Genomic DNA, 23,333 nt, shown 5'->3' with positions numbered 1-23,333 from the left:
TGTTATTGCGGCCTCATATGGTGGAGCGTGCGGCGCTGTTATCGTGACGCGCATGTCTTACAACCTCGGCTCGACAACTGAACGGTACCCGCATTGAGTTTCTGGCACTCCATGACCTGGCACACGGAAGGGATCAGCGTCACTGCGCCGGTTAAATGGCGCCAGCTGGACGGGCTCGTCAGCGCTTTCTGGGAGGCAGAGAGCCAGATGGGCGCGAAGGGTTATTACCTGGCCGCCGATCCACGTATCATGATATTTTTCAACGATGTCTCGTCGCGCATCAGCATTTCCAACCGCGACGGCGAGTTCACGCAGCATTCCCGCCCCATGACGCGGGCGGTCTATGTGCCGGCCGGTGTTCCGATGTGGACGAGCAGCAATGCTACGCACCGGTTTTCGCATCTCAATCTGCATATCCACAAGGACCGTCTGCTGCGTTTCCTGTCGCCATCGGTCGGCAGTTCGGCGGCGATGACAGCCTTGCGCCGCCCGGTCGAGATACAGGATATCGGCTCTGTCGAAACACTGGCTGGACTGCTTGTCGATGAACTCGCCGAGCCTTCGAAACATGCGGTCTATGCGGAAAGCCTTGTTGGCAGCATCGTTGCCGGTCTTCTCGATATTCCCGGATCTTCGCCGGAACAGGTAAATGGCAGGCTGACGCAGGCGCAGATGAACAAGCTGCTTTTCCGTGTCGAAAGCCGCGGCGACGACCGCATGACGGTTGCAGAAATGGCCGACATCGTCGGGCTTTCGGAAAGCTGGTTCGCAACCGTGTTCCGCCAGACAACGGGCCAGACGCCGCTGCAATGGCAATTGGAGCGGCGGATAAGCCTTGCTCAGAAACTGTTGCTCGAAGGCGATCTGACGGTGGCCGATATCGCCGCCCAGCTCGGCTTTTCCGATCAGGCCCATTTGACCAAAGCCTTCCGCCAGTCCGTGGGCAATACGCCAGCCGCCTGGCGGCGCATGCACAGGCTGCTTTGAATGGTCGCCTTGCCGTCTATGCGGAGCGGGTTCGGCGCATGCCTCGAGCTTCGTTCCACGTCACCCCAGGGGATGACGTTGAACGTTAGGATGGTTACGTAGTATGTTGAAAAGTAGGGATATACTTACCCTCACCACGTCTTGCGCAGCGTAGCCGAGAACGCTCGGCCGGGGTTGTAAAAGTCTGCGCCGAAACCGCCATAAGAGACGTGCTTCTCGTTGAAGAGGTTGGAGACATTCACCTCCAGCGAGGTGGTTTCCTGGATTTTGTAGCTGAACGCTGCGTCCATGGTCACGCTGCTGCCGGTCGAAACCTTGTTCGTATCATCAAAATAATACGCGCCAGTGAAGCGTCCGCCGAGCCCGAAGGTCATGTCACCGCGTTTGTCGTTGCCAGCCAGCGTGTAGTTTACCCAAAGCGAGGCCTGATGTTCAGGCACGAATTGCGGGCGGTTGCCGACATTGCCAGCGATGCCGTTTTCGGTGATTTCCGCGTTGAGATAGGAATAGGCCGCCGTCAGGCTCAGCTCGTCGGTAACCTCCGCCTTGGCCTCGAGGTCGAGACCACGCACGCGCACCTCGCCGATGGTGGTGGGCAGGCTGGTGATCGGGCTGGTGACGGTAATATTGTTCTTCTTGAGGTCGTAGATCGATGCCGTGAACAGGGCAGGGAAGGCATCCGGGCGATACTTCACGCCAAGCTCGATCTGCTCGCCGCGTTCGGGCTCCACGGTCAGGCCCGAGGCCGGCACCACGGATTCTGCGTAGCTGATGTAGGGCGCGATCTCGTTCGTGACCTTGTAAGACAGGCCGATGCGCTTTATCAGTTCGCTGATATCGCCGCTTGCCGTCGTGCCGTTCAGCCTGTTGGTCTGGTCGGTGTCGATCCAGTCATTGCGCAGACCGGCGCTGACGGTCAGCCTGTCGAAGAAGGTCAGGTCCTGCTGGAGGTAGATTGCCCTTGTCTTTTGATCCGTCAGCGAGCTGGCGTAGAGCGGCACCGAAGCGGGCGCACCGGTATAGACCGGGTTCAGCCAGTTGATGCCTGGCGCAGAACCGAAGTAGCTTTTGCTGCCGGACGAGTAGTCGTTATAAAAAACGCCGACAAGGCTGCGGCTTTCGACGCTTTCGAACGTCGCGTCATATTGCAGCCGGGTGTCGATCAGGAAATTCTCGGTTTCGGTCTCGTTGCCGAAATAGGAACGGTTGGCGATGGTCGAGCCATTGGTCGGTGTGGACGAGATATACGCATAACCGAAATCGGTATTTGCCTTGCTGTAGCGCGCGTTCGAACTCAGCGTCAGGCCAGAGCCGAAATCATGGTCGAACATCACGCTCAGCGAATTGCGGTTGGTGCCGCGGTAATTATAGTCCGGTTCACCGAAGAAACGGCTTCTGTCGAAATGCGAGCCGACCGGATGGCCGCCGCCGCCGGGAACGCCGTCCTTGTTGAGATGATCGTAAACGACGGTGAGGCTGGTGGCATCGGTGGGCCGCCATGTCAGGCCGCCCATGAAGAATTTTTCATCATCGCGGGAATAGTCATATTCCGCGTCGGCATTTCTGAGCTTGCCGGTCAGGCGGTATGACAGGGTGTCGTCGCTGGTGATGTTGTCACCGAAATCGAAGCCGGTTTCAGCGCGGCTATAGGAACCGCCTGTCACATAGGCCTCACCAAAGCGGCTGCGTTTGGGAACCTTGGTCGAGTAGTTCACCGAACCGCCGGGATCGGATACGCCAAAGGTCGTGGAATTGCCGCCCTTCAGGACTTCCACGCGCTCATAGGCATAGGTCTCTTCGCGCAGCGCGCCGAAGGGACGGCCGAGCGTCAGCCCGTCGCGATAGGTGTAGGCGTCGAAACCGCGAATCTTGAAATAGTCGAAACGGTCGTCCGAGCCGTAGAAATCCGTGGTCACACCTGCCGTGTATTGCAAGGCTTCTTCCACGGTCTGCACGCCACGCTGCTGCATTTCCTTGGCGGTGATGACCGAAACGGCGGCCGGCGTATCGAGAATGTCGGTTGCCATCTTGCTTCCGCTTGTGGTGCGGGTGGCGACGATCGACTTCTGGTCATTGTCACCGCTGTCGATGGTGATGCGCTCGAGAACCGTGCTTCCGCCCGTTTTGGCGGCCTCCTGCGCCAGCGAACGAGCGGGCAGTACCGTCACAAGCGCCGTGCAGGCAAGAAGGGCTGCCTGCCCATAGCGCAGTCGCGCGGTCCTGCCGTTGACGCCATTCATTTCAGTGTTCATTGCTAAATTCCAGAAGTTGATGCCCCAATCGCCGCTTCCACGGCCCGCTCTCGAAGCGCCCAATAACTTGAGAAAGTTTGTCCGGTATTGTAACTTTTTGCGGTTTTGTACAAAACCCCGGAAATTTCACCACTGTTGTGGCGGCATTTCCTCACCGGGGTTGACGGGGGCATGTGAAGCTGAGAGTTCAAGTCCACTTTTGAACCGTTGAGAGCTTCGCCCATGCTTTTCCTGTTTCGCTGCCTCGCGCCGGCATTCGTGTTTTTCCTGTCGATGATCGCGCCAGCCATTGCTTCGGCGGAAGAGGCGACGCGCTATCCCGTCGTCATCAAACACGCCTTCGGCACGACCACGATTGCGAGGAAGCCTCAGCGTGTCGCGACCGTCGCCTGGGCAAACCACGAGGTGCCGCTGGCGCTCGGCATCGTGCCCGTCGGTTTTGCCGCTGCCAATTTCGGCGATGATGACGGTGATGGATTGCTGCCGTGGGTGGCGAAGCAGCTTTCTGAATTGGGTGCTGCAAAGCCTGTTCTGTTTGATGAGGGTGATGGTATCGATTTCGAGGCCGTGGCGGCAACGCAGCCGGATGTCATCCTCGCCGCCTATTCCGGCCTCAGCCAGTCCGACTACGATACGCTAAGCCAGATCGCACCGGTCGTTGCCTATCCCGTGTCACCGTGGGCAACCGACTGGCGCGAGATGATCCGGCTGAACAGTGCCGGGCTTGGCATGGCGGCGGAAGGTGAGGCGCTGATCAAACGCATCGAGGGTGAGATCGCGCAGGTGGTTGCCGGTCATCCGCAGCTGAAGGGCAAGTCGGCGATGTTCGTCACCCATCTCGACGCCACCAATCTCAGTGTCGTCAATTTTTATACCGCCAATGACAGCCGGGTGAAATTTTTCACCGATCTTGGGCTGACCTCGCCGAAGAGCGTCGCGGAGGCGACGAAACCGGGGCAATTCGCCGCCGGCGTCAGCGCAGAGCGAGTCGATGCCTTTGACGATGTCGATATCGTCGTGACCTATGGTAGCCAGCCATTGCTCAAGGCGATGCGGGCCGATCCGCTGCTTGCCCGCATGCCCGCCGTTGCCCATGACGCAATCGTCATGCTGGGGCGTGATCCGCTCGGCACCGCATCCAATCCCACACCGCTGTCGATTTCCTGGGTTTTAAAGGATTACGCCGATCTTCTGGCGAAAGCAGCGGATAAGTCCTCCGGTAAAGTGAAATGACAATTGAAGGGCCTGCCAAAGGTCCGGCCGTGCTGCCAGGTGGCCGCTCCAACCGCATCCGGACCGCATGGCTCAGCGCCGTGCTGGCGCTTCTGGCGCTGCTATGTGCGCTTTCCGTCGCGATTGGCACCCGTGACGTCACGTTCGCTGACATCACGGCAGCGCTTGCCGGTCGCGTGGAGACGGTGGCGGAAGCGGCTGTTGCGGTTCGCCTGCCGCGAACGCTGCTTGCCCTGCTGTCCGGGGCAGCGCTCGGGCTCGCTGGCGCCATCATGCAGGGCGTTACGCGCAATCCGCTTGCCGATCCCGGTATTCTTGGCGTCAATATGGGCGCATCACTTGCCGTCGTTATCGCCATCGTCTGGTTCGGCATTGCCTCGGCGCAGGCCTTTATCATCACGGCGATTGTCGGGGCAGGTGCAGCTGCGGTTTTCGTTTATGTCGTCGGCTCGCTCGGACGGGGTGGGGCCACGCCGCTGAAACTCGCTCTGGCCGGTGCCGCCACCTCTGTCGCCTTCTCCTCGCTCGTCATTGCCGTCGTGCTGCCGCGCAGCGATATTGCCGGTGGCATCCGTTCCTGGCAGATCGGCGGTGTCGGTGGTGCGACCTTTGACCGGATTGAGACCGTGCTGCCGTTTCTCGCCGCCGGTTTTGCCATCAGCCTTCTTTCGGCACGCAAGCTGAATTCTCTGGCGCTTGGTGATGAGTTGGCCGCCGGTCTTGGCGAGAATGTCGTGGTCGCGAGAGCCATTGCATCCTTTGGAGCTATCCTCCTCTGCGGCGCGGCGACTGCCATCTGCGGGCCAATCGGTTTCGTTGGGCTGGTCGTTCCGCATCTCTGCCGCCTGCTCGTTGGCGTCGACAATCGCTGGCTTCTGCCGTTTTCCGCGCTCGGCGGCGCCTGTCTGCTGCTTGCGGCCGACATTGTCGGGCGCATCGTGGCGCGGCCGTCCGAACTCGATGTAGGTATTGTCACCGCCCTTGTCGGCGCACCTTTCTTCATCTGGATCGTCAGACGTCAGCGGGTACGCGAACTGTGAACATGCACACGTCCGTCATGGAAACATTGGTTTCCAATCGTCACGACCGCCAGCGCCGGCGTCGCCTTGTCATAGCAGCCCTTTCAGCTCTTTTGATCGCGGTTTTGGCATTGACGCTGATGCTGGGACAATCCTTCACGCCGCCCGCCGCCGTCCTGCGGGTGCTGCTCGGAGAGGACATTGCCGGCGTCACTTTCACGGTCGGACAGTTGCGCCTTCCACGCGCGCTGCTCTCCGTTCTCGCGGGACTGAGCTTCGGGCTGGGTGGTGTCGCCTTCCAGATCATGCTGCGCAACCCGCTTGCCAGCCCTGACATTATCGGCATCAGTTCCGGCGCAAGCGTGGCAGCGGTGTTTGCCATCGTCGTCCTGCATCTGAGTGGACCGCTCGTTTCGGTTTTCGCCGTCGTCGCCGGGCTTGGCGTCGCATTGCTGGTCTATCTGCTGTCCTTCCGCAACGGGGTTGCCGGAACGCGGCTGATCCTTGTCGGCATCGGCGTTTCGGCCATGCTCGAAAGTTTCATCGCCTATATCCTGTCCGTTGCACCGGCCTGGACGCTGCAGGAGGCGATGCGCTGGCTGACGGGCAGCGTCAACGGCGCAAAACTTGCCCAGACGCTGCCGCTCTTCGTTGCGCTCATCCTCTTTGGCGGCCTGCTACTCAGTCGCGCGCGCGATCTCGAGGCATTGAGGCTTGGCGATGATACGGCCGCGGCGCTTGGGGTCCAGGTGGGGAGAACGCGCATCGTCGTCATCATCGCCGCCGTCGGCATGATCGCCTTTGCCACGGCAGTTTCAGGCCCGATTGCTTTCGTCGCCTTTCTGTCCGGGCCGATTGCCGCGCGCATCGTTGGCAGCAATGGGTCGCTGCTCATTCCGGCTGCGCTCGTTGGGGCAGCCTTGGTGCTGGTGGGCGATTATTGCGGCCAGTTCCTGCTGCCGGGCCGTTACCCGGTCGGCGTCGTCACCGGCGCGCTCGGCGCGCCCTATCTGATCTACCTTATCGTGCGGGTAAACCGCAGCGGAGGCTCGTTATGACCAGCCACTCCCTTTCCGTGAACCGTCTTTCGGCCGGATACGGTGATAGCCTCATCATCGAAGGGCTGGATCTTGTCGTTCCGCGCGGCCAGATGACCGTCATCGTCGGCGCCAATGCCTGCGGCAAGTCCACGCTTCTTCGCAGCATGTCGCGGCTTATCTCTCCCCGCGCCGGGCAGGTCCTGCTCGACGGAAAGTCGATCCACCGTCTTCCTTCGCGCGAACTTGCAAGACGGATGGGTCTTTTGCCGCAGTCACCCATTGCGCCCGAGGGCATCGTCGTTGCCGATCTGGTCAGCCGCGGCCGGCACCCGCATCACGGCCTTTTCGCGCGGTGGTCGCGCCAGGATGATGAGGCCGTGGCCGCAGCCCTCGTCGCCACCGATACGGTCGAACTTGCCGAGCGGCCGGTGGATGAACTCTCCGGCGGGCAACGGCAACGCGTATGGATCGCCATGGCGCTCGCCCAGGAGACCGAGATATTGCTGCTCGACGAACCCACCACCTTCCTCGACATCAGCCATCAGGTGGAAGTGCTGGATCTTCTGACGGACCTCAACCATGCCCGTCAGACCACCATCGTCATGGTGCTGCACGATCTCAATCTCGCGGCGCGCTACGCTGATCATCTGGTCGCCATGACCGGTGGGAAGCTGCATATCTGCGGCACGCCGGAGGAGGTGCTGACGGAAGAAAACGTGCGGCACGTCTTCGGCATAGAAAGCCGTGTCATCGAAGACCCGACGTCGGGCAAACCAATGATGCTGCCGATCGGGCGGCACAGGACGGCGGCTCAACGGCCGCAATAATCCATCTATTTTTGCGGTGACCGTCTGCGTCCACGGGTGGTGGTTTTAACCGGAACGCTCGCGCCGTACTCGTTCCACCATGCCATCAATGCCTCCATGGTCGGGCCAAGTCCTTTCGCCTTTGCCGTAATTTCATATTCCACGCGTGGCGGAACCTCTGCAAAGACGGTGCGAGAGACCAGTCCATCAGCCTCGAGCTCACGCAATTGAGAGGTCAACATGTGCTGTGTGATGCCGGGAATGGCTTTGCGTAGCTCGTTGAAACGATAGATCCGTTGGTTGAGAAGCCACATGATTTCGAGCTTCCACTTGCCGGAAAGCAGCGCGAAAGCGCGACGCATTTCCTCGTGCATGTTAATGGTTTCACCGCCATTAGTCTGGTTTTTCATACTTACCACACCAAATTCATCCTACTTGCGCATATTCATTCAATAGCACATTTTCCATGTGAACGCCGGATCATGAGCCGCAAGCTGTTCCGGAACAGCGAAAATATTGAACAAATCAAGCTGCCGAAGACATTCGGCGGCAATGGATATCCCATGTCTTCATTCTACATCTACTGGGTCGCAACAACCCTTCTCGTCCTGCTCTATCTGGCGTCGGCAGTCACCTACGTCGTCAAATCCGACTGGGTCACGGAGACGATAACCGGCTTCGGTTACCCTGCCTACCTCGTGCCTCTTCTGACGGCGGTGAAGATCGCCGCCGTCATCGCCATCCTTGCGCGGTTCAACGTCGCCATCAGCGATCTGGCGTATGCGGGGGTACTGTTTCACCTGCTGCTGTCCGGCCTTGCACATATCGGCGTCCGCAAACCTGCCGGCGCACTGCCTGCCGCCATCGGCCTCGGGCTGCTCGTCGTTTCCTTCGCCATGCAGAACGCTGCACGCGAAGTCCCATCCCCCTATGCCCTTGCACGGCAGCTCTGACGCATTCATCACGAAAGGAAATCAAAATGGGAAAACTGACCGGAAAAGTAGCCATCGTGGCGGGCGCAGGCAGAGGGATTGGCCGTGCGACGGCAGAACTCTTTGCAAGGGAGGGCGCCAAGGTCGTGGTATTGTCCTTGACGCCTGCAAATGTGAACGCGGTCGTCAGTCAGATACAATCCAGTGGTGGCACCGCGCTCGGCATCGTCTGTGATCTTGGCGATGGCCAACAGATCACCCGGGCTGTGGCTGAGGCAGCGGAGGCATTTGGCGGCATCGACATTCTCGTGAACGTCGCGTTCGACCCGACTGTCGTCCACTCCCCGATCATTGAGCTCACCGTCGAGCAACTTCAACGAAACCTCGATATGGGGCCGATCGCCTATCTTCTCACGATGCAGGCTTGTTATCCGTACTTGAAGGCCAGTGGCGAGGGCCGGATCATTAATTTCGCGTCGCTGGCCGGTATTCTCGGCATGTCGCCGTATGGACCTTACAACCTTGCCAAGGAGGCCGTCCGCGCCCTGACGAGATCTGCTGCGCGCGAATGGGGTCCTGACAATATCACCGTGAACAACCTGCTTCCCGTTGCCGACACCTGGGGTGCGGGCGTCGACGCTCCTGCTCCCACGAATGCCCTTGGTCGTTACGGTTCCCCTGAAGAGGATGTCGCTCCGGTCGCTCTTTTCCTCGCAAGCAGCGATTCGAGGTTCATTACAGGCTCGAGCTTGACCCCCGACGGCGGCCAGATTATCGACAGCGCCCGCTAACGCCCCGTTGGAGTGCCGGGCAAACAGGCCGGCACTTCGCTCCGTTGTCTCTTCTGCCGCTCCTGATTTGCACCTGCCGGGCAGAACTCAAGGCCATGCGGCATAGGACGGCGGTGCTACGTTCTGTATGCGCACCGCCGTTCGCCGGAAACGGCCGGGAGACGTGCCTTCATTGCGGGTGAAGAAGCGGTTGAAATACCCAGGATCCTGAAATCCCAATCGAAACGCAATTTCAGCGACTTGCAGTGAAGAGTTGAGAAGAAGGTCGCGCGCTTCGGAAAGCAGTTCGCGGTGAATATAGGCCTGTGGTGAAAGCCCCGTTGCCTTGCGCACCACAAATCCAAGACGTTCACGGTTGACGCCGAGTTGACCCGCATAGTCTTCCACGCCCCATTGGTCGCGTTTGTGCTGACTGACAAGTAGCACAAACCGCTCCGTAAGGCTGCCTGCGGTGGAAGCCGCGCCCGCGACGTCGGCCATGGCATGCTGGCAGATGCGGATAAGGGTGACGGATAACAGGCTGGCGATGATCGTATCCGATCCTGTCGATGACCGGAAATTCTCATCCGCGATGGTGTCGAGATAACCCGCCAGTTCTAGGCTGTCTTTTTCAGCCAGCGTCCGGATCAGAACGCGCTGCAATGTGCTGCGCACCATGATTGCGCTCGTTCCGGTTGGCATGGCATGCGCAAGGCCGATTTCGGTCGTTTTCAGCAGTGATCCGCGGCTTCCGGCATTCAGCCGCAGGCGGCCAGCGGGGCCGGAGGCAGGCAGCCAGGCCAGCCCCGGCGCGGTAACCACAACTGTCTTTTCGCCCTGGATGATCTCCGCTTCACCGGCTGAGACGAGGACAAGATGGGCTGCGCCCTGTTCCAGCTTGAACTCCGACACGCGCAGGGACGAAGTCAGCATGCGCGCCGTCGTTTCGATCCTGTTAGCAGCTATCTGGCCGTGATGCGGCATTCACCCTCCAAAAGTACAATAATGTATTACATTAGTGCATTTTATATGCGCCTGTCGTTGCTAAACTTCCATCAGCGCAGGGAAGCCTTGAGGAGAACGGCAATCCCGCTACTGCGCCGTTGGAGGAAAATCATGAATGGTATGAAGCGCAGAACGCTGTCCTGCCTTGCGCTGGCGCAACAGGGTGTTCGCGGAAGCTTTGCCCTTGTCGATCGCGATTATCTGCTGGAAGCCGGAAGGATCGCAGGGGCGGGGAAGGCAGCAGCCCTTTCCTCCCGTCCCACCTTGCAACGGGCGTTTTTCGGCGGTGCCGCCGCCACCATTTTCTGAATTCAGGAGGAAGACCATGCAGACTGTCAATCTTTTCATCGGTGGCGACCATTGCCCGGCCGCAAACGGCAAGCGTTTCGAGCGCAACAATCCGATTACCGGGGACCTGGCAACCAGTGCGGCGGCGGCAACGCCTGAGGATGCCACACGTGCCGCCGATGCCGCAGCCGCAGCCTTTCCCGTCTGGTCGGCAACGCCGCCCGGCGAACGCCGTCGCCTGCTTCTTGCCGCGGCGCAGGCGCTCCGCGATGCCGGGCCGCAGATTACGCTGGCGATGAAAGAGGAGATTGGCGCGACGGATGCCTGGGCCGGTTTCAACGTGATGCTGGCCAGCGACATGCTGGTCGAGGCGGCCAGCCTGACGACCCAGATAAAGGGTGAAATAATTCCCTCCAACCGCCCGGGAACCACGGCGATGGCACTTCGCCAGCCGGCAGGCGTGGTTCTGTCCATCGCGCCATGGAATGCACCGGTCATTCTCGGCGTACGCTCCATCGCCACGCCACTTGCCTGTGGCAACACCGTGGTGATGAAGACCTCGGAGCTTTGCCCGCGCACCCATGCGCTGATCATCGAGGCCGTCGCTTCGGCAGGTCTGCCGAAAGGGGTGCTGAATGCCGTCTCCAATGCGCCGGAAGATGCGGCGAAAATCGTTGAAACACTGATCGCCCATCCGGCTGTCAGAAGGGTGAATTTCACCGGTTCGACCCGCGTCGGTCGTGTCATTGCGGAAACGGCGGGCCGTTACCTGAAGCCAGCGCTTCTGGAGCTTGGCGGCAAGGCACCCTTCATCGTGCTTGATGATGCCGATATCGATGCGGCAGTGGCTGCGGCCGCCTTTGGCGCTTACATGAACCAGGGCCAGATCTGCATGTCGACGGAACGCATCATCGTACTCGACAGCGTGGCCGACACCTTTGTCGAGGCCTTTGCCAAAAAAGCGGCGAGCCTGAAGGCTGGAGACCCTCGCGAGGGAAAAATGCCGCTTGGCTCCTTGGTCAGCGCCGAGGCCGCGTCCCGCATCCGGGCGCTGGTGGATGACGCCGTTGCCAAAGGCGCACGCCTTGTGGCCGGCGGAGGCGGCAATGGTACCATGCTGGATGCGCTTGCCGTCGATGGCGTGACCTCTGCGATGCGGCTCTATTCCGAAGAAAGCTTCGGCCCGGTCGTTTCCATCATTCGCGCCGGCAGCGTCGATGAGGCAGTCAGTATCGCCAACGAAACCGAGTTTGGTCTTTCCGCTGCTGTTTTCGGCAGGGATCAGGCAAAAGCACTCGCGGTAGCCGGACGCATCGAAAGCGGCATTTGCCACATCAACGGACCCACCGTTCACGACGAGGCGCAGATGCCATTCGGTGGGGTGAAGGCCTCCGGTTACGGCCGTTTCGGCGGCACGGCGGGCATTGCGGAATTCACCGAACTGCGATGGGTCACGCTGCAGGACGGACCGTTGCATTACCCGATTTAAGCCGGAAGCATCACCGGCTGGCTGGTCACGTCAACGCTTCTCGTCGATCAGCCAGCCGGTGAGTTTTCTGACCGCACTGTCGCTGCTTTTCGGCCTCAGCAACCAGTAGCCGCGACCCGGCGCATCCAGACTCGGGCCTGCGGTCACCAGGACGCCTGCCTCGACCAGCGGATCGACCAGTCCCGCCCAGCCGAGGGCAAAACCCTGTTCGCCGATCGTTGCCTGAACCACCATGGTGTAATTGTTGAAACTGATGTCTCCGCTTTCGTTTTCCGCGCCTCTCAGCACGCCGAAATGCTTGAAATAGGACGCCCAGTCGAACCAGTGCGCCTGTGAGGTGTTTTCGAGGTGGATGAGTTTCAGCCGCGAAAAATCAGCCACTGTTTCGGGTGCCGACTGCTCCGCCAAAAGCGCCGGCGAACAGACGGGCGTGACCTTCTCCGAAAGCAGCAGCACCGCGCCGTCGCCGGCATCCTGCCGCGTGCCGAAGATGATCATCACGTCGCTGTCGTGTTTGCCCTGTCCGAGCGGATCCTGCGTGGCGACGATCTGGATGTTGATGTCAGGATTGAGCGCGCGAAAACCATGCATGCGTGGGATGAGCCAGAGAGAGGAGAAGGCATAGTCCGTGTGCAGGCGGATTGTCTGCCGCTCCTCCGTTCTGCGAAGTTGCTGGGCCAGAAGGTCGATGGCATCGACATTGCGTGAGACAATCTCGAACAGCTTTAGCCCCTCGGCCGTCAACTCGATGCCGCGATGTTTACGCCGCACCAGTGCAACGCCCATATCGTCTTCCAGCCGGCGGATCTGATAGCTGACAGCTGGCTGGGTCAGCCGCAGGGACGCCGCCGCTGCCGTCAGGCTGCCGCGCCGGGCGACCTCGGTAAAAATGCGCATCCATCCAAGATCGAGCGGCCGCTCTGTCATAGAAATTCCTTATATCAGTCATCGAAAAATACCCGCTTCACAGGCAAAAACAATGTGGTGTTCAATAAACTGGACTAATAAAAGGGGAGCCGCAATGAAAACCGTTTCTCGCATGCACCGCATCGCCGCCGGTCTGTTTTTGTCCGTGGCGGCCTTCTCCACCCCGCTTTATGCCGCTGATGATGCGGCCTGCAAGACCATTCGCCTCAGCGATCCCGGCTGGACCGACATCACCGCCACCAATGGCGTCGCCTCGGTTCTGCTCGATGCTTTGGGGTATGAGGCCGACGTCAAGACGCTGTCGGTGCCGATCGGCTATCAGGCCATGAAAAACGGCGAGATCGACGTCTTTCTCGGCAACTGGATGCCCGCCCAGAAATCCTTCGTTGACGACCTCAACGCCGCCAAGGCGGCCGACGTGATGACGAAAAACCTTGAAGGCGCCAAGTTCACCCTGGCAGTGCCTTCCTATATGGCCGAAAAGGGCGTGAAGGATTTTTCGGATCTTGCCAAACACGCTGACGAATTTGAAAGCAAGATTTACGGCATCGAGCCGGGCGCACCCGCCAACCAGAACATTCAGAAGATTATCGATGCCAATGATTTCGGCCTGAAGGGCTGGCAGCTTGTCGAATCCGGCGAGCAGGCGATGCTGGCGCAGGTGGAACGGGCCGGAAAAGACAAAAAGGCGGTCGTCTTCCTAGCATGGGCGCCGCACCCGATGAACGAGAAGATCGATATCGCCTATCTCTCCGGCGGTGACGCCTATTTCGGCCCGAATTTCGGCGGTGCCGAGGTCTATACGCTTGCCCGTACCGGCTGGCCGCGGCAATGCCCGAATGCGGCGACGCTTTTCAAGAACCTCAAATTCGATATCGGCATGGAAAATGCCCTGATGGGTTCCATTCTTGGTGGCGAGGATTCCAAGGCGGCGGCAGCGACGTGGCTGAAGGCCAATCCGACATCGCTGGATGGCTGGCTGCAGGGCGTTACCACGCTGGATGGCAAGCCGGGTGCGGATGCCGTCAAAGGCAAGCTTGGCCTCTGAGACTGTAGGGTGAAATGCCGCGTCCCAATATCCTGATACTGATGGCCGACCAGTTCAACGGGACGTTTTTTCCCGATGGCCCGGCCGATTTTCTCCACGCGCCACATCTGAAAGCGTTGGCGGAGCGGTCTGTCCGTTTCGCCAATACCTATACGGCAAGTCCGCTTTGCGCGCCGGCCCGGGCTTCGTTCATGTCCGGTCAATTGCCCAGCCGGACGCGGGTTTACGATAATGCCGCCGAATTCGCGTCGGATATTCCGACCTATGCGCATCATCTGCGGGCAGCTGGTTATTACACCGGCCTTTCCGGAAAGATGCATTTTGTCGGACCGGACCAGCTGCACGGCTTCGAAGAGCGTCTGACGACGGATATTTATCCGGCGGATTTCGGCTGGACGCCTGATTATACCAAGCCGGGCGAGCGGATCGACTGGTGGTATCACAATCTCGGTTCGGTCACCGGCGCGGGCGTTGCCGAAATCACCAATCAGATGGAATATGACGATGAGGTTGCCTATCACGCAACCCGCAAGCTCTACGATCTGTCGCGCCGGCTCGACGACCGCCCGTGGTGCCTGACCGTCAGCTTCACCCATCCGCATGACCCGTATGTGGCACGGCGGAAATTCTGGGATCTCTATGAGGATTGCCCGGCACTCGATCCGCAGATACGGGCGCTTCCCTTCGAGCAGCAGGATCCGCATTCAAAACGGTTGCTGGAAGCCTGTGATCATCAGGCCTTCGATATTTCACCCGACGAGATACGCCGGGCGCGGCGCGGTTATTTCGCCAATATCTCCTATATCGATGAGAAGGTCGGCGAAATTCTCGACGTATTGAAGGCGACCCGGATGGAGGAGGACACGATCATCCTGTTCCTCTCCGACCATGGCGATATGCTGGGCGAGCGCGGCCTGTGGTTCAAGATGTGCTTTTTCGAGGGTTCGGCCCGCGTGCCCTTGATGATCGCAGCACCCGGCTGGAAACCGGCGCTTATCGACGCGCCGGTTTCGACGCTGGATGTCACACCGACGCTGTGCGGTCTGGCAGGCCTCGATATTACCTCACTGAAACGCTGGACGGATGGCGAAGACCTTGCGGCTTTGGCTGCGGGAACAGGCGAGCGCGGGCCGGTGCCGATGGAATATGCCGCCGAAGGTTCGATCACGCCACTGGTCGCTATCAGGGATGGCCGTTACAAGCTCTCAGTCTGCGAAGCGGATCCGCCGTTGCTCTACGACCTCGAGACGGATCCTGAAGAGCGGATAAACCTTGCCGGCAATCCTGAATTCGCTGATGTGCTGTCATCGCTTTCGGCTGAAATCGGCCGACGCTGGCAGCTGCCCGTTTTCGACGCATCGGTGCGGGAAAGTCAGGCGCGGCGCTGGGTGGTCTACAAGGCGCTGCGAAACGGCGCCTATTTCCCGTGGGATTATCAGCCGTTGCAGAAAGCCTCGGAACGCTACATGCGCAACCACATGGATTTGAACGTGCTGGAGGAAAACCAGCGTTTTCCACGCGGGGAATAACGCTGGCAGGGATTATGCGGCGGCCGTCGTTCTCGGCGCGCCGCCAGTGGCCTGCACGGCAAGGCTACCCGCCGCAACGCCTGCCTCAAGGCATAGCTTCTCGTCCGCCCGCCGAAGCCAGGCATCGATGAAACCGGCATTGAAGGCATCACCCGCGCCCGTCGTGTCGACGACGGGTACCTTCTTCGCCGCCTCATGGTGTAGGCCTGTTTGCGAGGACACCCAGGCGCCCTCCGCGCCGCCTTTCAGGGCGACGACAGGAAACGACCCCGACAAGGCTCTGGCCGCCGACTCAGGGTCAGAATGGCCTGTGATCGCCTCGGCTTCTTCGAGGTTGGGCAAGAATACGTCGACGCCATCACACGCCTTGAGCAGGCCCTTGTCGTAAATCAGCGAGGCATCCCAGCTGGGATCGAGCGAGACGGACAGTCCGCTGTCCCTGGCGCGGGCGACGAGATCGGGGATTTCGTGCAGTGTGGCGAATTCTGCGATGTGCAGATGGCAGGCCCCGTTCCACGAAAATGCGGCATCAAGGGTCGATGGCCGGGCGATACCGGCGCGCCGTGTCAAAAACGCCCTGTCATGGCCAACCACCGTCGCGACGGTGACCTGCGGGCCCGCATCTGCCGAGTGTTCCAGAAATTGCAGGTCTACACCGCTTTGCTGCATTTTCTCGCCGATGGCGCGTGAGAAGGTGTCGGTGCCGAGCCTTGCCAGCAGCGTGGCCGTGCGACCGATATGGGCGAAATGCGCAGCCGCAATGAAAGCCCCGCCACCGGCGGCGATTTCCATGTCGCTGGCAAACAGCTCCCGTCCGAGCACCGGCAATTCGTCAAGCCCGGTGAAAATGAGGTCGCAATAGATTCGGCCGATACTGATGACCGCTGACTTTTCCGTGTCTGTCCTCATCATGCGCGGCCCAGAAGCTCTTCCGTCTTGGCATCGAAAAGATAGAGCGCGCCTGCCTGCGTCTCGCATTGCAAGCGGCTACCCACCTGGGGAATGGCCTTGCCCCTTGCTGTCGCGATGACCGAGGTCGTGGGCGTGTCCAGATGAACCAGCGTTTCCGGGCCGAGCGGCTCCACGGCTGTCACTGTTCCCTCCAGCGAGAAAGACCCTTGAGTTGCCTCGCCTTCTCCAACCAGCAGATCATGGGGGCGAATGCCAATCAGCAGATCGCCATCGGCAGACTGTGTAACGCTGTTCGTCGTTCTTTTGCCCCGCAGCAGGTTCATCGATGGGCTGCCGATGAAACGCGCAGTGAAGACGTCCACCGGCGTCTCGTAAAGTTCCGAGGGCGTGCCGACCTGGAGGATATGGCCGTCCTTCATCACGACAATCCGGTCGGCCATCGTCATGGCTTCCACCTGATCGTGAGTGACGTAGACGGTGGTTGTCTTAAGACGTTGGTGCAAGCGCTTGATTTCAATGCGCATCTGCGATCTCAACTGGGCGTCGAGATTGGACAGCGGCTCATCGAAAAGGAAGGCTGAGGGATCGCGCACCATGGCGCGGCCGATGGCGACGCGCTGCCTCTGTCCGCCTGACAAAGCCGCGGGCCGACGGTCGAGCAATGCCTCAAGTCCGAGCACCCGACCGGCCTCTTCGATACGCCGGTTCTTTTCCGCCTTGTCGAGCTTTGAGGTATAGAGCCCGAAGCCGATGTTCTGGCGAACCGTCATATGCGGGTAGATCGCATAGTTCTGGAAGACCATGGCGATGTTGCGCTGTTTCGGTTCTTTCTCGTTGACGACGTTTCCGGCAATTTTCAGCGTTCCGCCCGAAATCTCTTCCAGACCCGCGATCATTCTGAGTGTCGTGGATTTGCCGCAGCCGGAAGGGCCGACGAATACGACGAATTCGCCGTCTTCAATGGCAAGGTCGATGCCTTTGACTGCCTCCACCTTGCCGTAGCGCTTTACGAGTTGATTGAGTTCGATTGTCGCCATTATCGCGCTCCCGTCAGGGCGGTAAATTTCTCTGCAAGCTCAGCAGCTTTTGCCGCTTCGTAGTCGGTGGATCGCTGTGCTTCTGCTTCAAACGCAGCAAGTTTGTCGCGATAGGCCGCAATCGCCTCGCGCATCGGCTCCGGGGCAGGGCCGCCGAAGCGGCTGCGCACGGCGACAAAGTGCTCAGGCGAGACGATCTGCCTAAACTTTTCCTCATCGACACTGGTCTCGCGTCCTGCCAGTTCCTCGAACGCCCTGCGGAACGGCTGGTAACCGTCGTTCGGCAGGTCGCCCTTCAGCGCGACAACGCTTTTGGCGACGGTTGCGGCAATTTCATGGGCCTGGCGGAATGACAGGTCTTCGATGCGGACAAGAGAATCTGCCAGTTCCGTGATGGTGATGCAGGAACGGCGAATATTCTGGTCGACCCTTTCCGGATCGATACTGATCTTGCCGACGAGGCTGGCAAGGAGATCGAGCACCCGGCCGGCAGAGGCGAAGGCTTCGTAACCCATGCCCTGGGTTTCGCCCTCGCTGTCGTTCATGTCGGTGAAGGGCGTGTTGTGCATCACGTCGAGCATGGTCCGTGCCCGCCCGAATGTCTGGCTAGCGAGGTGGCGCAGATGTTCGATCGGGACCGGGTTTCGTTTCTGCGGCATGATCGACGAAATCTGCACCAGCGAATTCGGTACGTAGATCTGCCCGACTTCGAAGCTCGTCCAGAACTGGAAGTCCTGAATGAGCCTGCCGAGATGCAGGAACATCAATTCGATGGCGCCATAGGTCGCTGTTGTATAGTCGACGGCGGCGATGCAGGAATAGGAATTGCGCAAGGGTGCCGCAAAGCCGAGAAGTTCGGCGACACGTGCCCGGTCGATGGGAAAGCCAGACGTGGTGATGGCCGCAGCGCCCATGGGTGAGAGATCGACGATGCGCCGGGCCTCAGTGAAGCGGTCAATATCCCGGATCAGCACTTCGATGGCGGCGGAAAGATAGTGGCCGAAGGTGGTGGGCTGGGCCGGTTGTCCGTGCGTATAGGCGACGATCAACGTCTTCTCATTGCGCTCGGCGGCGTCGATCAGGGCGGCCAGCAGAAGCCGCGCCTTGGCAGTGAGCGTGTCGATCTTGTCTTTCAGGCCGATTTTGAAAAGCGTGTGATCGATGTCGTTGCGCGAGCGTGCCGTGTGCAGGCGGCCTGCCACATCGACACCGATGCGGGCTTTCAGCTCCTTTTCGATCAGGAAGAAGAAATCCTCGACCTCGCCGGTATAGACCAGCTCCGACGGATTGATGGTCCTGTCGATGTCATCAAGCGCTCCGGCGATTTTTGCTGCCGTGTCCGCATCGAGAATGCCGGTCTCGCGCAGCATGACCAGATGGGCGCGGTCGATGCGGCGGAAACCGTCGACATGGTGGTTCTTGGCGCCATCGAAAAGCGGACGCAGCACGGTTTCCTTGTAAACTGGGTCGGGAAACTTGCTGGTATCCGACAGGCGCGGGTTCATATCGGCCATGGTGTTATCCTTTCAGGCCTGCCAGCATCACACCGCGAACGATGTAGCGTTGCAGGACGATGAAGACGATAAGGGTTGGGATGGTCGCAATGGCAGCGCCGGTCATGATCATTTCCCACTGGATCTGCTGTTCCACCGCAAAGCTCGATAGGCCGACGGGCAGCGTGTACAGCTCCTTGCTGGTAGTCACGATCAGGGGCCAGAAGAATGCTGTCCAGTTGCCGAGGAAGGTGAAGATTGCAAGCGCCGAAAGGGCAGGCGTCACCAGCGGCAGGGCTACCTTCCACCAGATCTGGAATTCGTTCAGCCCGTCGACACGCGCTGCCTCCAGGAAGTCGTTCGGAACCGTCTCGAAGAACTGCTTCATCAGGAAGGTGCCGAAGGCCGTCATCATTCCCGGGAACATGATGCCCCAGTAGCTGTCGAGCCAGCCAAGCTGGCTGGACATCAGATACCAGGGGATAACAAGCATTTCGGTCGGAATCATCAGCGTGGAAAGGATCGCGAGGAAGATGAAGTAGCGACCGCGAAACTCGAATTTGGCCAGCGTATAACCGACCAGACTGTCGAAGAAGCAGTTGGAGACGGTGACGATGACCGCAACGAACATCGAGTTGAAGAACCAGCGGAGGAAACGGCCGTCGGCCAAGACAGTCATGTAATTCGCAAGCGTCGGTGCTGCGGGAATGAGCCTGAGATCATAGACCTGATCCGCGGTCTTGAACGAGGTCGAAAACATGAAGAGCAGCGGCGAAATCATGATCAGGCCGCCGATGAACAGCAGCGTCCAGGCAAGGATGCGGCCGGGGCGGACGCGGGCGTGGGAGAGTGGCAACGCTTCGCTCATTTCTTTTCCCTCAGAACCCAGAGCTGGACCAGCGACACGACAAGAAGAATGGTGAACAGGACAACGGTCTGCGCGGCGGCATAACCCATCGCATAGGAATTGAACGCGGTCTGGTAGATCATCAGCACCAGCGGTTTGGTTGAGCCGAGCGGTCCGCCCGGATCGTTGGTGGTCATGTTGTAGACCTGATCGAAAATGCGCAGGAACCCGATTGAGGAGAAGACGACCAGGAAAACGGTGGTTGGTTTCAGGAGCGGCAGCGTGATCTTTCGAAGGATCGCCCATTCGCCAAGTCCGTCGATGCGCGCGGCCTCATAAAATGTCGTCGGAATGGAGCGCAGGCCCGCCATGAAGATGATGATCTGGAAACCAAGCCCGGCCCAGATGGACGTCACCATGACCGAATAAAGCGCCTGATCGGTGGAACGGATGAATGGCTGCTGCGGAATTCCGATCATGCCAAGCACGTCGTTGATGATGCCGATCGGCGGCGGCTGATAGAACCAGCGCCAGACCCATGCCATTGCCGCTGCCGTTGTCAGATAGGGCAGGAAATAAAGCGCGCGGATGAAACCGTGCAGGATGCGCACCCGATCCAGATAAAAGGCGATGACGAAAGCCAGAACCAGACTGATGGGCGTGCCGACAATGAGATAGGTGAAGGTGTTCTTGAAAACCTTCCAGAATTGCGGATCCTTGAACAGCTTGACGTAATTGGCAACGCCGATGAACTTTGCCGGGCGCAGCAGGTCCCAGTTGGTAAAGGACAACCAGAAGGCCTGCAACGTCGGGTAAAAACGGATGATGCTGTAAAACAGGATCGGGATAGCAAGAAAGCTCCAGATCCACACAAGCCGCTTCGTGCGCATGGAAAAGCGATCCCCGAAGGAGCCGCCGGGACGGCCGGATGCCGCCCCCTGTTGATCGATCGCTGTCATGATTGGACCTGCGGTTTTACGGTTTGGCCGCGTCGATGATTTCCTGCTCGGCGCTGGCGGCCTGCTTGATGGACTCCTCGACGGATTGACCCTCGAGCAAAATCCGGTTCGTCATGTCGATGGCGTTCTGCCGCTGGGCCGCCTCATCCATGAACCTTGTCGTATGGGCGTATTCGAGACCCTTCAGGAACGGTGCATAGATCGGGTCTTTCAGGTTCTCCTCGGTCAACGCCGCAGATCGCCGCGCCGGCAACTCGCCAACCGTCTTCAGCCAGATCGCCATGGCTTCCGGTGAGGAGATGTAAGCGAGGAATTTCTTCGACGCTTCCAGTTCTTCACCGGTTGTCTTGGCGCTGATGCCATTGGCGAAATAGCTGGCATAGTTGGAGCGGATATTCTTGTCATTGGTGGGAAGCTCGGTCACGCCCCACTCGAAGTCCTTGATGGTTCTGAAAGATCCAAGCCTGAACGTGCCGTCGATGGTCATGCCTGCCTTGCCCGCACGGAAGGCAGCCTGGCCTTCGTCCATGAAGCCCACCTGACCGATCTTCTTTTCAAGCTGCAGGCTCGTATAGAACTTCAGCGCCTGGATGCCCGCCTCGCTGTCATAGGTGACTTTCTGGTCGTTGTCGGTGTAGGGCTCGCCGCCATATTGGCGGATAAGAACTTCGCGCCACCATTGGTGGTCCTGACCGCCCATATCGAGCGTGGAGCCTGCAACGGTCAGGTTTCCAGCGGCATCGTGCTTGGCGATCTTTTCCGCCGCGGCAACAAATTCGTCCAGCGTCTTCGGCGGATTGGCGGCGTCGAGGCCGGCTTCCGTGAAGAGCTTCTTGTTGTAGAAAAGTGCGAGCGAGCGAACCGCCGTCGGCAGGCCGTAATAATCGTCGCCGCGCTTCATGGCGCCGACGATGGGGAAAAATTCGCTTTCGATCTTGTCATGCGGGAAAGCGTCGGTCGGCAGCGGCTGCAAGATACCGCCGGCTGCAAACTTGTCGAGCCAGCCGTAGAAGAGCTGCATCACGTCAGGGCCTTTACCGGACATGTTGGCGGCAATCACTCGCGTCTGGTAGTCGGCATAAGGGAAGGTCACCTGTTTGACGGTGATATCCGGATTGGCCTTCTGAAACTCGGCGATAAGCTCGTCCATCGCTTTGACGCGTGTGTCGAAGACATATTGCCAATATTCGATTTCAACCGCCTGCGCGGCGTTGAATGCAAATGTGCTGAAACCGGCGACCAAGCCGGCGAACAAAGTTGCCCTGCGCATGTAAGCCTCCATTTTCTCCGCCCGGTCTTCCGGATGCGGAGTGATCGTTCCCTTTATCCGCGCTTTCGCGCGCGCTCATCGATTTGCCGGCAGCGGGATTTTACGCGTTCCGCCCCTTGCAATTCTGACCCCCGGTCGCTCTCTACGGTTCTCTGAAGGCGAGCATTTGTCAATAACATAATTTACTTGAATTATTATATTGCGCTTATCCTCACTTCGACGCTATGAATTTTCTAACGGACGGGAAGTTGAAGAGATGACGGTGCACACGGTGGATACCTATCCCGTAGCAATCGGAAAAAATCCTGAGCGCAGCCGCGAACACAACAGGCGAGTCGTCCTCGACATCGTCAGGCGGCACGGCTCGCTCGGTCGCGCCCAGTTAGCCAAGATCACGCATCTCACACCCCAGGCGGTCGCCAATATCGTCGATGAGCTGGTGGGCGAGGGGCTCCTGAAAGAGCTTGGTCGCCGGCGCACCGGCAGGGGCCAACCGCCGATACAATTTGCCGTCAACCCGGATGGTGGCGCAACGATCGGGGTGGAGATTGCCGCAGACCATATGGTCACCGTCGGTCTTGATCTGGCCGGCGTGTTGCGCACGCAGCGCGTTACCCCGCTAAAGGACACCACGCCGGACGCCATACTCAAAACCTTTGCGGCGGAGCATTCAGCGGTTGCGAAGAATGTCGGGTGCAGGCTGCTTGGCACCGGCGTCGTCATGCCCGGGCCTTTCGAGATTGACGGCATGACCTCTGTCGGTCCGACGACGCTTTCCGGCTGGGTGGGTGTCGATGCCCGCCAGATGCTGAGCGATGCCTGCGGCCAACAGGTCGTGGTGGAAAACGATGCGACGGCCGCTGCTGTCGGCGAGCGCCTGTTCGGCGCAGGGCTGGCTATCCCGAATTTTTGCATGATCTATTTCGGCGTCGGCATCGGTCTCGGCATCATCCAGGATGGTTCGCCCTATCGCGGCGCTTTCGGCAACGCCGGGGAAATCGGCCATGTGACGGTCTCGCCCAAGGGAAGGCCTTGCCCGTCTTGCGGGCAAAGAGGTTGCCTGGAGGCCTATGCTTCCGTCTATGTGCTCAAGGAAAAGCTCGTCTGCGCCGGTGTTGCGGACACGGAGCTTGATGATCTTGAAGCCCTGTTCAGCGCGGGCAATCCGGTCGTGATGGAATGGATCGACGAGGCAGCCGTCCATCTGGCGCCCATGGTGGCGATGCTCGAGAACATTCTCGATCCGCAGACGGTCATTCTCGGCGGTGCGCTGCCTGAAAACATCATCAGCGAGATCATTGCGCGGATGGGGCATCTGCCGACTTCGGTTGCAAGCCGGCGGCAAAGAGAGTTGCCGCGCGTCATCCACGGCAAGTCCGGACAGTTGACGGCGGCGCTTGGTGCTGCCGCCTTGCCGCTGTTCGACATTGTCACACCAAAACTTGAGACGTCCCTGGGCGCCGTAGCGCAGGTGCCCGGCTGAATATTGG

22 protein-coding genes are annotated in these 23,333 nt (G+C 59.7%); 12 read left to right on the top strand and 10 right to left on the bottom strand.

Translation table 11 applies throughout. The features are described from left to right. The first annotated feature begins 93 nt into the window (after positions 1–93). The gene (locus T18_RS13185; RefSeq protein ID WP_198848188.1) at positions 94–987 is read left to right on the top strand and encodes a helix-turn-helix domain-containing protein; all 894 of its coding nucleotides are present in this window, start codon (positions 94–96) and stop codon (positions 985–987) included. Positions 988–1,118: 131 nt separating this feature from the next. Here the strand turns inward: T18_RS13185 and T18_RS13180 are convergent, their stop codons facing one another. Beyond that, complete coding sequence (locus T18_RS13180; protein ID WP_038495341.1) at positions 1,119–3,239, bottom strand: TonB-dependent siderophore receptor; 2,121 nt, start codon at positions 3,237–3,239, stop codon at positions 1,119–1,121. Positions 3,240–3,461: 222 nt separating this feature from the next. Between T18_RS13180 and T18_RS13175 the strand changes: the two genes are divergently transcribed. Genes T18_RS13175 through T18_RS13160 form a run of 4 tightly spaced genes read left to right on the top strand, consistent with a single transcriptional unit; the run spans position 3,462 to position 7,358 of the window. Continuing rightward, positions 3,462–4,472 carry an iron-siderophore ABC transporter substrate-binding protein gene (locus T18_RS13175; protein WP_038495344.1) on the top strand — a complete coding sequence of 337 codons (1,011 nt, stop codon included), beginning with the start codon at positions 3,462–3,464 and terminating at the stop codon, positions 4,470–4,472. Then, complete coding sequence (locus T18_RS13170) at positions 4,469–5,512, top strand: FecCD family ABC transporter permease (RefSeq protein WP_038495347.1); 1,044 nt, start codon at positions 4,469–4,471, stop codon at positions 5,510–5,512. Before T18_RS13175 ends, T18_RS13170 begins: the two co-directional genes overlap by 4 nt. A 2-nt stretch (positions 5,513–5,514) precedes the next feature. Continuing rightward, complete coding sequence (locus T18_RS13165) at positions 5,515–6,549, top strand: FecCD family ABC transporter permease (RefSeq protein WP_038495349.1); 1,035 nt, start codon at positions 5,515–5,517, stop codon at positions 6,547–6,549. Continuing rightward, complete coding sequence (locus tag T18_RS13160; protein ID WP_038495350.1) at positions 6,546–7,358, top strand: ABC transporter ATP-binding protein; 813 nt, start codon at positions 6,546–6,548, stop codon at positions 7,356–7,358. The genes T18_RS13165 and T18_RS13160 overlap by 4 nt, the downstream gene beginning before the upstream one ends. Positions 7,359–7,363: 5 nt before the next feature. Here T18_RS13160 and T18_RS13155 read toward each other — a convergent pair whose 3' ends face one another. Then, positions 7,364–7,747, bottom strand: a complete 384-nt coding sequence (locus T18_RS13155; RefSeq protein WP_038495352.1) for a winged helix-turn-helix transcriptional regulator — start codon at positions 7,745–7,747, stop codon at positions 7,364–7,366. Positions 7,748–7,900: 153 nt separating this feature from the next. Here T18_RS13155 and T18_RS13150 point away from each other — a divergent pair, with 153 nt between their 5' ends. Both T18_RS13150 and T18_RS13145 read left to right on the top strand, forming a co-directional pair. Beyond that, positions 7,901–8,290, top strand: a complete 390-nt coding sequence (locus tag T18_RS13150; protein WP_173865421.1) for a DoxX family protein — start codon at positions 7,901–7,903, stop codon at positions 8,288–8,290. A gap of 26 nt (positions 8,291–8,316) precedes the next feature. Beyond that, positions 8,317–9,060, top strand: a complete 744-nt coding sequence (locus T18_RS13145; protein WP_038495357.1) for an SDR family NAD(P)-dependent oxidoreductase — start codon at positions 8,317–8,319, stop codon at positions 9,058–9,060. Between the two features lie 87 nt (positions 9,061–9,147). On the opposite strand, the gene T18_RS13140 is transcribed toward T18_RS13145, so the two are convergent. Then, positions 9,148–10,023: a helix-turn-helix transcriptional regulator gene (locus tag T18_RS13140; RefSeq protein WP_038495360.1), complete on the bottom strand. Its 876-nt coding sequence runs from the start codon at positions 10,021–10,023 to the stop codon at positions 9,148–9,150. Positions 10,024–10,155: 132 nt separating this feature from the next. Between T18_RS13140 and T18_RS13135 the strand changes: the two genes are divergently transcribed. Next, the gene (locus T18_RS13135; protein WP_038495363.1) at positions 10,156–10,353 is read left to right on the top strand and encodes a hypothetical protein; all 198 of its coding nucleotides are present in this window, start codon (positions 10,156–10,158) and stop codon (positions 10,351–10,353) included. Positions 10,354–10,369: 16 nt separating this feature from the next. Next, entirely contained in the window at positions 10,370–11,821 is a 1,452-nt protein-coding gene (locus tag T18_RS13130) for an aldehyde dehydrogenase (protein ID WP_038495366.1), read from the top strand. Between the two features lie 30 nt (positions 11,822–11,851). Here T18_RS13130 and T18_RS13125 read toward each other — a convergent pair whose 3' ends face one another. Further along, positions 11,852–12,748 (bottom strand): choline sulfate utilization transcriptional regulator, encoded by an 897-nt coding sequence (locus T18_RS13125; protein WP_038495369.1) that lies wholly within the window; start codon positions 12,746–12,748, stop codon positions 11,852–11,854. A 94-nt stretch (positions 12,749–12,842) separates the two neighbouring features. Here T18_RS13125 and choX point away from each other — a divergent pair, with 94 nt between their 5' ends. Both choX and betC read left to right on the top strand, forming a co-directional pair. Continuing rightward, entirely contained in the window at positions 12,843–13,796 is a 954-nt protein-coding gene (gene choX / locus T18_RS13120) for a choline ABC transporter substrate-binding protein (protein WP_038495372.1), read from the top strand. A gap of 14 nt (positions 13,797–13,810) precedes the next feature. Continuing rightward, complete coding sequence (gene betC, locus T18_RS13115; protein ID WP_038495375.1) at positions 13,811–15,325, top strand: choline-sulfatase; 1,515 nt, start codon at positions 13,811–13,813, stop codon at positions 15,323–15,325. Between the two features lie 12 nt (positions 15,326–15,337). On the opposite strand, the gene T18_RS13110 is transcribed toward betC, so the two are convergent. The 6 genes from T18_RS13110 to T18_RS13085 are packed head-to-tail and all read right to left on the bottom strand — an operon-like array spanning position 15,338 to position 21,855. Further along, on the bottom strand, positions 15,338–16,237 hold the full coding sequence (locus T18_RS13110) for a carbohydrate kinase family protein (RefSeq protein WP_414896156.1): 900 nt from the start codon (positions 16,235–16,237) through the stop codon (positions 15,338–15,340). Further along, positions 16,234–17,274, bottom strand: coding sequence for an ABC transporter ATP-binding protein (locus T18_RS13105; protein ID WP_038495377.1), 1,041 nt, complete (start codon positions 17,272–17,274; stop codon positions 16,234–16,236). The genes T18_RS13110 and T18_RS13105 overlap by 4 nt, the downstream gene beginning before the upstream one ends. Continuing rightward, the gene (argH, locus tag T18_RS13100; RefSeq protein WP_013761104.1) at positions 17,274–18,788 is read right to left on the bottom strand and encodes an argininosuccinate lyase; all 1,515 of its coding nucleotides are present in this window, start codon (positions 18,786–18,788) and stop codon (positions 17,274–17,276) included. Before argH ends, T18_RS13105 begins: the two co-directional genes overlap by 1 nt. A 4-nt stretch (positions 18,789–18,792) precedes the next feature. Continuing rightward, positions 18,793–19,635 carry a carbohydrate ABC transporter permease gene (locus tag T18_RS13095; RefSeq protein ID WP_013761103.1) on the bottom strand — a complete coding sequence of 281 codons (843 nt, stop codon included), beginning with the start codon at positions 19,633–19,635 and terminating at the stop codon, positions 18,793–18,795. Further along, the gene (locus T18_RS13090; RefSeq protein WP_004431252.1) at positions 19,632–20,573 is read right to left on the bottom strand and encodes a carbohydrate ABC transporter permease; all 942 of its coding nucleotides are present in this window, start codon (positions 20,571–20,573) and stop codon (positions 19,632–19,634) included. Before T18_RS13090 ends, T18_RS13095 begins: the two co-directional genes overlap by 4 nt. A 16-nt stretch (positions 20,574–20,589) precedes the next feature. Beyond that, on the bottom strand, positions 20,590–21,855 hold the full coding sequence (locus tag T18_RS13085; RefSeq protein ID WP_019566690.1) for an extracellular solute-binding protein: 1,266 nt from the start codon (positions 21,853–21,855) through the stop codon (positions 20,590–20,592). A 244-nt stretch (positions 21,856–22,099) separates the two neighbouring features. Between T18_RS13085 and T18_RS13080 the strand changes: the two genes are divergently transcribed. Beyond that, positions 22,100–23,326 carry an ROK family transcriptional regulator gene (locus tag T18_RS13080; RefSeq protein ID WP_038495382.1) on the top strand — a complete coding sequence of 409 codons (1,227 nt, stop codon included), beginning with the start codon at positions 22,100–22,102 and terminating at the stop codon, positions 23,324–23,326. Positions 23,327–23,333 lie beyond the last annotated feature (7 nt).

Source organism: Rhizobium sp. TBD182 (genome assembly GCF_001950375.1).
In the GTDB taxonomy this organism is placed as follows: Bacteria; Pseudomonadota; Alphaproteobacteria; order Rhizobiales; family Rhizobiaceae; genus Agrobacterium; species Agrobacterium tumefaciens.
This window is presented reverse-complemented; position numbering and strand designations above follow the sequence as displayed.

What these genes read in the sequence shown, in the direction of transcription:
- T18_RS13080 (WP_038495382.1), top strand. Translation starts at nt 22,100, where the DNA reads ATGACGGTGCACACGGTGGATACCTATCCCGTAGCAATCGGAAAAAAT.
- T18_RS13175 (WP_038495344.1), top strand. Translation starts at nt 3,462, where the DNA reads ATGCTTTTCCTGTTTCGCTGCCTCGCGCCGGCATTCGTGTTTTTCCTG.
- argH (WP_013761104.1), bottom strand. Translation starts at nt 18,788, where the DNA reads ATGGCCGATATGAACCCGCGCCTGTCGGATACCAGCAAGTTTCCCGAC.
- T18_RS13135 (WP_038495363.1), top strand. Translation starts at nt 10,156, where the DNA reads ATGAATGGTATGAAGCGCAGAACGCTGTCCTGCCTTGCGCTGGCGCAA.
- T18_RS13155 (WP_038495352.1), bottom strand. Translation starts at nt 7,747, where the DNA reads ATGAAAAACCAGACTAATGGCGGTGAAACCATTAACATGCACGAGGAA.
- T18_RS13090 (WP_004431252.1), bottom strand. Translation starts at nt 20,573, where the DNA reads ATGACAGCGATCGATCAACAGGGGGCGGCATCCGGCCGTCCCGGCGGC.
- T18_RS13125 (WP_038495369.1), bottom strand. Translation starts at nt 12,748, where the DNA reads ATGACAGAGCGGCCGCTCGATCTTGGATGGATGCGCATTTTTACCGAG.
- T18_RS13180 (WP_038495341.1), bottom strand. Translation starts at nt 3,239, where the DNA reads ATGAACACTGAAATGAATGGCGTCAACGGCAGGACCGCGCGACTGCGC.
- T18_RS13160 (WP_038495350.1), top strand. Translation starts at nt 6,546, where the DNA reads ATGACCAGCCACTCCCTTTCCGTGAACCGTCTTTCGGCCGGATACGGT.
- T18_RS13170 (WP_038495347.1), top strand. Translation starts at nt 4,469, where the DNA reads ATGACAATTGAAGGGCCTGCCAAAGGTCCGGCCGTGCTGCCAGGTGGC.
- T18_RS13085 (WP_019566690.1), bottom strand. Translation starts at nt 21,855, where the DNA reads ATGGAGGCTTACATGCGCAGGGCAACTTTGTTCGCCGGCTTGGTCGCC.
- T18_RS13105 (WP_038495377.1), bottom strand. Translation starts at nt 17,274, where the DNA reads ATGGCGACAATCGAACTCAATCAACTCGTAAAGCGCTACGGCAAGGTG.
- T18_RS13110 (WP_414896156.1), bottom strand. Translation starts at nt 16,237, where the DNA reads ATGATGAGGACAGACACGGAAAAGTCAGCGGTCATCAGTATCGGCCGA.
- T18_RS13130 (WP_038495366.1), top strand. Translation starts at nt 10,370, where the DNA reads ATGCAGACTGTCAATCTTTTCATCGGTGGCGACCATTGCCCGGCCGCA.
- T18_RS13150 (WP_173865421.1), top strand. Translation starts at nt 7,901, where the DNA reads ATGTCTTCATTCTACATCTACTGGGTCGCAACAACCCTTCTCGTCCTG.
- choX (WP_038495372.1), top strand. Translation starts at nt 12,843, where the DNA reads ATGAAAACCGTTTCTCGCATGCACCGCATCGCCGCCGGTCTGTTTTTG.
- betC (WP_038495375.1), top strand. Translation starts at nt 13,811, where the DNA reads ATGCCGCGTCCCAATATCCTGATACTGATGGCCGACCAGTTCAACGGG.
- T18_RS13165 (WP_038495349.1), top strand. Translation starts at nt 5,515, where the DNA reads ATGCACACGTCCGTCATGGAAACATTGGTTTCCAATCGTCACGACCGC.
- T18_RS13140 (WP_038495360.1), bottom strand. Translation starts at nt 10,023, where the DNA reads ATGCCGCATCACGGCCAGATAGCTGCTAACAGGATCGAAACGACGGCG.
- T18_RS13145 (WP_038495357.1), top strand. Translation starts at nt 8,317, where the DNA reads ATGGGAAAACTGACCGGAAAAGTAGCCATCGTGGCGGGCGCAGGCAGA.
- T18_RS13095 (WP_013761103.1), bottom strand. Translation starts at nt 19,635, where the DNA reads ATGAGCGAAGCGTTGCCACTCTCCCACGCCCGCGTCCGCCCCGGCCGC.